The 11,490-nt window shown below is 36.8% G+C and carries 6 protein-coding genes and 1 riboswitch; all 6 genes read left to right on the top strand.

Translation table 11 applies throughout. The annotated features are described in order from the left end of the window. Positions 1-223 precede the first annotated feature (223 nt). Positions 224-457 carry a hypothetical protein gene (locus tag AAC084_RS15970; protein ID WP_339841211.1) on the top strand — a complete coding sequence of 78 codons (234 nt, stop codon included), beginning with the start codon at positions 224-226 and terminating at the stop codon, positions 455-457. 506 nt (positions 458-963) lie between these two features. Next, complete coding sequence (locus AAC084_RS15965; RefSeq protein WP_339841210.1) at positions 964-2,904, top strand: CocE/NonD family hydrolase; 1,941 nt, start codon at positions 964-966, stop codon at positions 2,902-2,904. Positions 2,905-2,958: 54 nt separating this feature from the next. Further along, a complete protein-coding gene (locus AAC084_RS15960) occupies positions 2,959-4,383 on the top strand; it encodes an amidohydrolase (RefSeq protein ID WP_339841209.1) in 1,425 nt (474 codons plus the stop codon). 95 nt (positions 4,384-4,478) lie between these two features. Then, a complete protein-coding gene (locus tag AAC084_RS15955) occupies positions 4,479-6,101 on the top strand; it encodes a sulfatase (RefSeq protein ID WP_339841208.1) in 1,623 nt (540 codons plus the stop codon). A gap of 390 nt (positions 6,102-6,491) precedes the next feature. Next, positions 6,492-6,595: riboswitch (SAM riboswitch) on the top strand. 118 nt (positions 6,596-6,713) lie between these two features. Further along, the gene (locus AAC084_RS15950) at positions 6,714-7,988 is read left to right on the top strand and encodes an O-acetylhomoserine aminocarboxypropyltransferase/cysteine synthase family protein (RefSeq protein WP_339841206.1); all 1,275 of its coding nucleotides are present in this window, start codon (positions 6,714-6,716) and stop codon (positions 7,986-7,988) included. Between the two features lie 100 nt (positions 7,989-8,088). Continuing rightward, positions 8,089-11,475, top strand: coding sequence for a bifunctional aspartate kinase/homoserine dehydrogenase I (gene thrA / locus AAC084_RS15945; protein WP_339841205.1), 3,387 nt, complete (start codon positions 8,089-8,091; stop codon positions 11,473-11,475). The last annotated feature ends 15 nt before the right edge of the window (positions 11,476-11,490 follow it).

Below are 11,490 nucleotides of genomic sequence, written 5' to 3'. Positions count from 1 at the left end.
CACAAAATTAAGTTTGTAGGAAAAGTATTACATATATTTGAAATGTAATTAAGAGTGAATCCCAAATCACTGAATAAGAAAAGATGAAATGCATAGTACTAGTACTAACCGAAAACGGACAGAAACATGTACAGGTTGAAATCCCAAATGTTGACCTAAACATGTTACTATCTAAGTGTATCGAGTCTTTTAAAACCTACTTATTTAAAAAATAACTTAACCTATGAATGTTTGCCTAAGATTTCCCAAATTGTCTTTAGCTATTTTAATGTGTATTGCTTTTCAATCCTGTTCGAAAGATACTGACCTAATATCTGAGTATGTAATACGTGATGCAGAGAAAATTGAATATAGTATTATACTAAGTAATGATGATTTTAAGGGAATTGCTACGGCAGTAATTACACAAGAAATTAAGGTGGCAGAACCTGCTAACGGATTTGTCGTTCATGATTAAAAATAACCTAATACAAATTCCCCCAAAGTAAAATTTAACCTAAAAACATGCCCCCAATGAAAAATCAACTTAACCAAGAATCAGTAGTACAAGTTAACCGAAACAATTTTTATTCAGGAATTCTACTTTTAACAAAGAAGTTATTCATGATTTAAAAGACTTGAATTAGCAAATTTAAAAAGAGCGACTCACCTACTAGTCGCTCTTTTTTTATGTCAAAATTTTATAAGAATTGTCATTGAGAACACCGTGATGCAATCTTTTTATAGTGAACACGAGTGGGGCAGTTTGCTTTGTGCCTTGCAAATACGTATTTGCTAATTTACTTGTAGTAAAAAAAATCAACCTTTCCGGCGATTTTTATTTTATACAGTTTTAAATAGGCACAGCTAATATTCTAGGTATTTAGTAATGAACAAACTTAAATTTTTAGGCAGGCCTAAGAATACTTAAATCTCGATAATCGAGTAAACTTTCTTAGCTTTAAGACTTCAAATTCTTAAGACATGCCAAAGTTTACCGTCAAACATCTTTTTACGCTTATTTTTCTTTCTACACTGATCATTTCCTGTAGAAAAACACCCAAAGTAGCAGAAGCTGAGATTTCCGAAACCTACGTTGCGGATAACTACACCAAAAAAGAGGTGGATATCACTATGCGTGATGGCGTAAACCTCCATACTACTGTGTATTCCCCTAAAGATATTTCTAAAGAATATCCGATAATTATGCAGCGTACGCCGTATAGCTCACAACCTTATGGTGAAGGAAAGTTCAAGACAAAAATTGCACCGAATGTCCATATGATGCAAGAGGGCTATATCGTGGTCTATCAAGATGTTCGTGGTCGTTGGTTGAGCGAAGGGCATTATGAGAATATGCGTGCATACAATCCTAACAAAAAAACGGATACCGATATTGACGAAAGCTCAGATACGTATGATACGATAGATTGGCTAGTAAATAATGTTGAGAACAATAATGGCAATGTAGGTATTTGGGGAATTTCTTATCCCGGATTTTACTCTACGTATGCCGTTGTAGATGCGCATCCGGCATTGAAGGCAGCTTCGCCACAAGCGAGTATTGCCGATTTCTTTTTTGATGATTTTCACCACAACGGAGCTTATTTGTTGAGCTATTTTAGAGCAACATCTTTATTCGGAACTCCAAGACCAGATGGTGATAAACCTATCGACACTGCGTGGTATGTTTTACCAGAATTACCAACCGAGGATCAATATCAATTCTTTTTAGATGAAGGTCCGCTGAAAAATCTAGATCGCTTTTTTGAATATGAAACTACCGATACGCCACGTATGGCAAAAGAAGGCGTGACCGATGATTATTTCTGGAACGAGTTAAAAGAACACCCCAACTACGACGAACTTTGGCAAAGTAGGGGATTGATACAGCATTTAAAAAATGTAAAACCAACGGTAGCTACCATGGTCGTAGCAGGGGAGTTTGATGCTGAGGATTTATACGGACCCTTAGAAACCTACAAGAATATTGAAAAGTACAATGCCGATAATTACAATACGTTGGTTTTCGGACCATGGGATCACGGTGGATGGGCACGTAGCAAAGGCCAGAATATTGTGGGGAACTACTATTTCGGAGATTCTATTTCTGAGTTTTTTCAAGAAAAAATTGAGAAAAAGTTCTTTGACCATTTTTTAAAAGGAAATGGCGATAAAAATAGTGGATTGCCTGAAGCCTATGTATTTGATACGGGAAGAAAAGACTGGAAAACCTATGATACATGGCCACCAAAGGGAATGGTTAAAAAAGACATGTACCTATCTGCAGACCAAGAATTAACAACTGAGCCAAAGATAGTAGAAGGCATTAAGTTTATAAGCGATATTAATAAACCAGTACCGTATTCAGAAGATATTAAAACGGTTTTTACCCCAAGAAAATACATGACCGATGATCAGCGTTTTGCTGCTCGCCGTGGCGATGTATTGGTCTTTGAAACTGAAGTCATGGAAAATGATATGACCTTAGCCGGAGATATTCTAGCGAAACTAAAAGTAGCCACTACAGGAACAGCGGCAGATTGGATCGTAAAAATCATTGACGTGCACCCAGCAGATGAACCGGCCTATGAAGGTATGCAAGATCATTTAAAAATGAGCAATTATCATTTAATGGTACGTAGCGAAGTGTTACGTGGGCGTTTTAGAAATAGCTTCTCAGACCCAGAACCATTTGTAGCTAACCAAAAGACCGATGTTACTATAAAATTGCAAGATGTTTTTCATACCATTAAAAAAGGACACAAATTACAAGTGCAGGTGCAAAGCACTTGGTTTCCACTGATAGATTTAAATCCTCAGACGTATGTAGATAATATTTTTGAAGCAGACGAGTCGGACTTTAAAACCCAAACTCATACCGTATTTACAGATTCTAGTATTGAGTTTTCGGTATTGGAGTAGTGTTAGAAGAGAAGAAATTTTGCTTAATATTTATTAAATTAAAATAACTAGAAAATGAAAAAACTATTATTAGTGACAATTGTTTTTGCCCTTTGTTCCCACTGTTCTATTGCTCAAAAAAGTAAAAAAGAGATAATAAAGAAGTTAGACTCTAAGTATGAGGCATACAAAGGTATTGCAAACCAACTTTGGGAAAATCCTGAATTAGGATACTTAGAGGAAAACAGCTCGGTACTTTTGCAGGAAAAACTTAGTGCAGAGGGTTTTAAAATTGAGAAAGGTGTAGCAGGCATACCTACTGCTTTTACGGCTACTTATGGTTCAGGTTCACCAGTGATAGGTGTTTTGGGAGAGTTTGATGCTCTACCAGGAATGTCACAAGCTGCAGAACCATTCAGGAAAACTAGGGTAGTTGATGCCCCCGGTCAAGCCTGCGGTCACCATTTATTCGGAACAGGTTCAATGGCAGCCGCTATTGCCGTTAAGGATTGGTTAATCTCATCAAAAAAATCGGGTACTATTAGATTTTATGGTACTCCTGCAGAAGAAGGAGGGTCAGGAAAAGTTTATATGGTTAGAGCAGGTCTTTTTGATGATATCGATGCAATTGTTTCATGGCACCCAGGCGACGAAAATACTTCTAATCCAAGTACTAATTTAGCAACAATATCTGGAAAATTTAGATTTAAAGGAGTTTCTTCACACGCGGCGGCAGCACCAGAACTAGGTCGTTCTGCTCTTGATGGTGTGGAAGGAATGAACGATTTGGTAAATATGCTTCGAGAACACACGACAGAATCTACTCGTATTCATTATGTAATTACTAAAGGAGGCGACGCTCCTAATATCGTACCTGAAGAAGCTGAAGTTTATTATGTTGTTCGCCATTCGAATAGAAAAGAAGTAAAAGCAGTTTGGGATAGAGTCATTAAAGCTGCAGAAGGAGCGGCAATAGGAACAGAAACAGAGATGTCTTACGAAATTATTGGAGGTACTTATGAACGGTTGCCAAATGAAGTGCTTGCGACATTGATGCATAAAAATATGGAGTTGGTCGGTGGTGTAAACTATACCAAAGAAGAAATTTTGTTTGCTGAAGAAATTCAGAAAACTTTAAAAACACCAAAACTTATTGAAAGTGCTAATGCTATTAAACCGATGGTATTTACTTATGGAAAAGCATCTGCAGATACTGGTGATGTTAGCTGGAATGCACCGACCGCGGCCGTTAGAACAGCAACTTGGGTGCCAGGAACTCCACCTCATAGTTGGCAAGCAGTTGCAGCTGGCGGAACCGATATTGGATTCAAAGGAATGATGGTTGCTGCTAAAACAATGGCATTGACCGCAATTGATATTTATGAGAAACCGGCAATTTTAAAAGAAGTGAAAGTCGAATTTGAGAAGAGAAGAGGGGCTGATTTCAAGTACGAAGCTTTATTGGGAGATAGAGAACCAGCTTTAGATTATAGAAAGTAATCAGACTATCAACCTGGATGAATTCCTTAAAATTTCCTTATTTTTAATACAATCAAACTAACCAAACAACAACAACAACAACAACAACAACGAAAATGAAAAAAATAATCATAGCTATAGCAGGTATTTTGTTCCTGTTACCACTAAGCACAAAGGCACAAAAAAATAAAAAGAAAAAGCCGAATATTATTTTCATCATGTCAGATGATCATGCGTACCAAGCCATTAGCGCGTATGACGATAAATTGCTGAAAACTCCGAATATTGATCGCTTGGCGAAAGAAGGTATGTTGTTTACAAATGCGAGTGTTACGAATTCTATTTGTGCACCATCAAGGGCAACGATACTAACGGGTAAGCATACGCACATCAACGGGAAAGTAGATAATTACTTTCCGTTCGATACTACGCAAACGACCTTTCCACAGATATTTAAAGAGAACGGCTATAAAACAGCGATGTTTGGGAAGCTTCACTTTGGGAACAACCCAAAAGGGGTAGATGAGTTCATGATTCTACCAGGTCAAGGAAATTATATTAATCCCGATTTTATCGTAACCAACGGCGATACCATTACCAAGCAAGGCTATGTAACCGATATCATCACAGATGTTTCGTTAGATTGGTTAAAGAAAGAAGCGTCTGACGATGAACCTTTTATGATGATGTATTTGCATAAAGCGCCGCATCGTCCATGGTGGCCAAGACCAGATAAGTTTAAGGAATTCACCAAGAAAACATTCCCAGAGCCAGAAACACTTTTTGACGATTACAAGAATAGGGGTTCGGCAGCGAAAACAGCCGAAATGAATTTGTTGACGCACATGATGTACAGTCATGATAGTAAAATACGACCAGAGACTTTGGCGAAAATGGAAGGCACTGTTTTTCCGGTAGTAGAAGAGTTTAAAAATGGTTTCTATGGTCCGTATAACCGTGCCACCGCAGAACAAAAAGCGTTGTACGATCCGGTTTTAGATTCCATCAATGATTTTTTCTATGAGAATTGGCCTAAAATGACCGATACCGAGAAAATGAAATGGAAATACCAACGCTACATGCAAGATTACTTAGGTAGTATTTCTTCTGTTGATGATAACGTAGGTCGCTTATTAGATTATTTAGATGAAAGCGGATTAGCAGAAAACACCATTGTTATTTACACATCAGACCAAGGTTTTTATTTGGGTGAACATGGTTGGTTCGATAAACGATTTATTTATGATGAGTCCTTCAAAACTCCGTTATTGGTACGTTGGCCAAATGTAGTAAAGCCAGGTTCTGTAGAGAATGAAATGGTACAAAATTTAGATTTTGCACAAACCATGTTAGAAGCTGTAGGTATTGAACCACCAAATGATATGCAAGGAGAGAGTTTAATTCCGCTTTTGAAAGGAAATAAAAAAGAGTGGACACGTGATGCGGTGTATTACCAATATTATGAATATCCGTCAGTTCATATGGTAAAGCGGCATTACGGACTAGTGAATAAAGAATTTAAACTGGTTCATTTCTACTATGATGTAGACGAATGGGAATTGTATGACAGGTTAAATGATCCAAATGAAATGAACAATGTGTTCAATGACCCAGCCTACGCATCTACCGTTAAAAAACTGCAAAAGGATTTAGTGAAGATGAGGAAGTACTATAAAGACTCGCCAGAACAAGACCAAAAATATATTGATAAATACAAGAGTGCTGGAATGATTAAATAATTGATTTCCAGTAAATATTTGTAAAACGTATTGTCAGTTCGAATGCTCTTGACCTAATTTTTCATTAGGTCAAGAGTGTATCGAGAACCTCGTTGGGTGAGCTAAGTTTGTTTTATAACAGGGGAAAAATCTAATTGCAACCAAGTTTCTCAATAAAATTTCTACTTTCGAAAAGGGCGCAAAAACCAATCGGACTAACATCCGTCGTTAAGAAAGTTTTCTAACAAATGCGAAAAAAATCAGCAAGTATGAGCGATTATTTGCGTTTTTAGTTACAAACAGACCCTTTAGATACACAACTTGTTATTTTATTTAAATTTTTAAAAATCATTAGGTTTTTAAAATCCCCTGCCCTTATATTTGCAGTTCAAAGTTCAAACACATATTGAATAGTTATCAAGAAAGGTGGAGGGATTAGACCCTTTGAAACCTTAGCAACCCTTTGTTCTATACAAAGAAGGTGCTACATTCTACCCTTACGGGAAGGATAACAGTAATCGATTTTTTTCGATATTACTTTCTTATAACTTTTTGATTTTACCTACCCACATTTTATGTCGGTCGAGGATGAGCTTTTTAATTATTTAAATAATATTTAAAAACTACAAAATCATGAGTGATTACAAATTAGCAACAAACGCATTACACGCAGGGCACGATACAACCACCAATGGTGGTACAAGGGCTGTGCCTATTTACCAGACATCATCCTATGTATTTAACGATACGGATCATGCCGCCAATCTTTTTTCATTAAAAGAACTTGGTTTTATTTATACGCGTTTAAACAACCCGACCAATCAAATTTTACAAGATAGATTGGCAGCTGTAGAAGGTGGTATAGGTGCGGTAGTATTCGCATCGGGTACAGCGGCAATCTCAACAGGATTATTGACTTTATTGAAAGCAGGTGACCATATTGTGGCATCGAGCAGTTTATATGGCGGTACGTTTAATTTATTGAATGTAACACTGCCAAGATTCGGAATCACAACTACGTTTGTAGATGCTTCTGATGCCAAAAATTTTAAGGATGCAGTTCAAGATAATACTAGAGCATTTTTTGTGGAATCTTTAGGGAATCCGAAATTAGATGTGTTGGATTTGAAAGCAATCTCAAAAGAATCGAAAGCGGCAGGTGTTCCTTTTTTAGTTGATAACACAGTGGCGACACCAGTATTATTGAATCCGATTGAGTATGGCGCAAACTTGGTAATTCATTCACTTACAAAGTATATTGGCGGACAAGGAACTTCTTTAGGTGGTGCTATTATCGATGCCGGAACTTTTGATTGGACCAACGGAAAATTCCCAGAGTTCACAGAACCATCTGCGGGGTACCATGGTTTGGTATATAGTGAAGCTTTAGGAGCTGCAGCCTTTACTTTTAAATTGATATTGGAAGGATTACGTGATTTCGGTGGAGCATTGAGTCCGTTTAACGCATTTCAGATCATACAAGGGTTGGAAACCTTACCGGTTCGTATCAAGCAGCACAGTGCAAATGCCTTAGAATTAGCTACTTGGTTAGAAGGTAGAGATGAAGTAGAATGGGTGAATTACCCAGGACTTAAAAGTAACAAGTACAATGCTTTAGCAAAAGAATATTTACCAAAAGGGCAAAGTGGATTGGTTACCTTTGGAGTAAAAGGCGGATTTGAAGCTGCAAAAAAAGTAACCGATGCGACTAAAATATTTTCATTGTTAGCGAATATTGGTGATACGAAATCATTAATTATTCACCCTGCAAGTACAACCCATCAACAGTTGAATGCAGAGCAGCAAGAGAATGCAGGAGTTGGTCAAGATTTAATTCGTTTATCTGTTGGTTTGGAAGATATTGAAGATTTAAAATCAGATTTAGCACAGGCATTTGAAAGTCTTTAATTTTACCTATTAATTTCATAAGATTAGATTGATATGATGGAGGGAAAGTAATTGGTCTTAACCTCCATCACTCAACATACACTTGTTATTTTATCTATACATGTTACATCAATTACAGATTGAAAAATATAATACCCTAAGCGGCGCTACCCAAGACATTCAATTGTCTTATCAAGTCTTCGGGAAGAAATTACATACGGCACCGATTATTTTGGTGAATCATGCTTTAACGGGCAATTCGAATGTAACCGGAGATGATGGTTGGTGGTCTGCACTTATCGGTGAAGAGAAATGTATCGATAGTCAGAAATACACAATTTTGGCGTTCAATATTCCCGGAAACGGCCATGATAAATTCATTATCGAAAACTATAAGGATTTTGTTGCTGGCGATGTAGCTAGGTTGTTTTTGTTAGGCCTTGAGCAACTGAGAATTGAACGTTTATTTGCTATAATTGGTGGTTCATTAGGCGGCGGAATTGCATGGGAAATGGCGGCAATAAAGCCAAATCTGACGGAACATTTAATACCTGTAGCATCTGATTGGAAATCGACCGATTGGTTAATTGCCAATTGCCAAATTCAAGAACAGTTTTTGGTGAATTCGAAACAACCTGTTCATGATGCACGTATGCATGCTATGTTATGTTATAGAACTCCGGCATCTTTCAAAGAGCGTTTCAAAAGAAGCACCAATGAGGAATTGAAGGTTTTTAATGTAGAAAGTTGGTTAATGCATCATGGTGATAAGCTACAAGAGCGTTTTCAATTGTCTGCCTATAAGCTGATGAACCAGTTATTAAAAACGATTGATGTTACGAGAGGTGGAGAACAGAATTTCAATAATCTTCAGAATAGTGATACCAACATCCATATTATTGGTGTGGATTCTGATATGTTCTTTACAGCGCAAGAAAACAAGGATACTTTTAAGCAATTGGCGCAGGCCAAAAGCAATGTTACGTATGGTGAGGTTCAATCGTTGCATGGTCATGATGCCTTTTTGATTGAGTTCGACCAAATGGAAAAATTACTTTCAGGTATTTTCAATTCCAATGGCAACATAAAGAAAATTAAAATTTTAAAATTTGGAGGTAAGTCTTTAAGCAATGGCGAAGGGCTAGAACGTGTTTTGGATATTGTCAAAAAGAAGGTGAATAATGATGAGAATATAGCCATTGTATTATCCGCTAGGGAAAAAGCTACGGATCAATTAGAGGATATTCTTGAAAAAGCAGCAAAAGGAAAGGATTATAAAAAGGATTTTGAAGCACTTGAAAAATATCAGAAGCATACCTACTCTAATGTTAGTTTATCAGCAGAGTTTAAAGGCTTAGCAAAGTTATACGAAGGTGTTTCATTATTAGGAGATTATAGTGCTAAAATCAAAGATGAGGTTTTGGCGTATGGAGAGCTTATTTCTGCAAAATTGGTTACCAAATTATTGATTGGAAAAGGCGTAAAAGCTAAACTAGTAGATACACGAGAGATTATTAGAACCGATAATACCTTTGGTGATGCTAAAGTATTGGAAGCAGAATCTAAGGAGCAAGTTTTATTAAAGTTTGCAGAGATACCGAAAGATACCGTAGCTGTGGTTACAGGTTTTATTTCCTCAACGCTAGATGGTGAGACAACCACCTTAGGAAGAAATGGAAGTAACTATTCTGCAGCATTATTGGCTAATTTTTTAGATGCCGAAGAATTACAGAACTATACACATGTCGATGGTATTTATACGGCAAATCCTGATTATGTGCCAGAAGCGAAAAGGCTTTCAAACCTTTCGTATGCCGAGGCGAATGAACTTGCGAATTTTGGAGCAACCATTTTACATGCTAAAACGATAATACCACTTATAGAAAAGAACATTCCGTTGCGTATTTTGAATACGTATAATGATGATAATGAAGGCACCTTAATCAGTGCCAAGACTAGTAAGGAAGGTATAAAGTCACTTTCTGTTATTGAGGATGTGGCCATGATCAATATTGAAGGCCGCGGACTTTTAGGAAAAGTTGGTGTAGATGCCAGAATATTTAAAGCGCTCGAGTCTAGTAATATCAGTGTAAGTATTATATCTCAAGGTTCTTCAGAAAGAGGTATTGGGCTAGTGGTGAAAAAGGACAAGGCTAAAAGAGCCAAATTGGCTTTGGAGAATGAGTTTAGTAATGATTTTGAATCTAAGGATGTCAATATGATTACGGTGATGGATGATGTGTCTATCATCTCTATTGTGGGCCAAGATTTAAGTACGTTTCATAATCCGTTTAACGCGTTGATAAAAAACCAAATTGTTCCCTTATTGTTCAATAACACCATATCGGGTAAGAATGTAAGTTTGGTAGTTAAAAAGGCAGATTTGCACAAGGCCGTAAATGTAATGCACGGTCAAGTTTTCGGTGTCAGTAAAAAAATCAACATAGTTATTTTTGGACACGGTAATGTTGGTGGTACTTTGATTGACCAAATATTAAAATCTGCCAAAACCATTAAGGAACGTAAAAGTCTTGATCTACGTGTTTTTGGAATCGCAAATTCTAAGAAAATATTACTGAATGAAAAGGGAATCACTAAAAATTGGGAAAACAATCTAAAGCAAAAAGGTAAGCCCTATACAATTCAAGATGTCTTTGATTTCGCAAAACGCCATCATTTAGAAAACCTTATTGCAATAGATAATACGGCAAGTAGTGATTTTGTTGCTAATTATTTTGATTTTGTAGAGCATGGTTTTGACCTAGTATCATCGAATAAAATTGCGAATACCTTACGATACGATTTTTATCAATTATTACGCGAAGAACTACAGAAGAATCAAAAGCAATATCTATATGAAACGAATGTAGGTGCAGGTTTGCCGTTGATTGATACGATAAAACTATTACATTTATCCGGAGAGAATATTACGAGAATTAAAGGGGTGTTTTCAGGGTCGTTAAGTTATATTTTTAATACATTTTCGGAAGTTGATATACCATTTTCATCGATATTAAAAGATGCGATGAAACAAGGTTTTACAGAGCCTGACCCAAGGGAAGATTTATCAGGAAACGATGTAGGCCGTAAATTATTGATTCTGGCCCGTGAACTGGATTTGCATAATGAATTTTCGGATATTCATATCGATAATCTTATCCCAAAAAAGTTACAAGATGGAAATGTGGATTTCTTCTTGGAACATCTAGAGGTGTTGGATGCCAAGTTCGATGAGATTAAAAAGAATCAAAAGCCAAACCATGTGCTACGGTATGTGGGTGATTTACATGGAAACCTGCAAAAGGAAAAAGGGGTGTTAGATGTGAAACTAATATCCGTGCCAAAAGAAAGTTCACTGGGCCAAATAAAAGGGTCAGATTCCATTATTGAGATTTATACAGAATCTTATGGTGAAAAACCACTGGTAATTCAAGGTGCTGGCGCTGGCGCGGCTGTAACGGCAAGAGGAGTATTTGGAGATATTTTGAGAATTGCAGAGAAAGGGTGATTTAAGGTAAAAGGG

Source organism: uncultured Maribacter sp. (assembly GCF_963977385.1).
GTDB lineage: Bacteria > Bacteroidota > Bacteroidia > Flavobacteriales > Flavobacteriaceae > Maribacter.
The sequence above is the reverse complement of the archived record's forward strand: the minus strand, read 5'-3'. Positions and strand labels throughout refer to the sequence as shown.

What these genes read in the sequence shown, in the direction of transcription:
- thrA (WP_339841205.1), top strand. Translation starts at nt 8,089, where the DNA reads ATGTTACATCAATTACAGATTGAAAAATATAATACCCTAAGCGGCGCT.
- AAC084_RS15955 (WP_339841208.1), top strand. Translation starts at nt 4,479, where the DNA reads ATGAAAAAAATAATCATAGCTATAGCAGGTATTTTGTTCCTGTTACCA.
- AAC084_RS15965 (WP_339841210.1), top strand. Translation starts at nt 964, where the DNA reads ATGCCAAAGTTTACCGTCAAACATCTTTTTACGCTTATTTTTCTTTCT.
- AAC084_RS15950 (WP_339841206.1), top strand. Translation starts at nt 6,714, where the DNA reads ATGAGTGATTACAAATTAGCAACAAACGCATTACACGCAGGGCACGAT.
- AAC084_RS15960 (WP_339841209.1), top strand. Translation starts at nt 2,959, where the DNA reads ATGAAAAAACTATTATTAGTGACAATTGTTTTTGCCCTTTGTTCCCAC.
- AAC084_RS15970 (WP_339841211.1), top strand. Translation starts at nt 224, where the DNA reads ATGAATGTTTGCCTAAGATTTCCCAAATTGTCTTTAGCTATTTTAATG.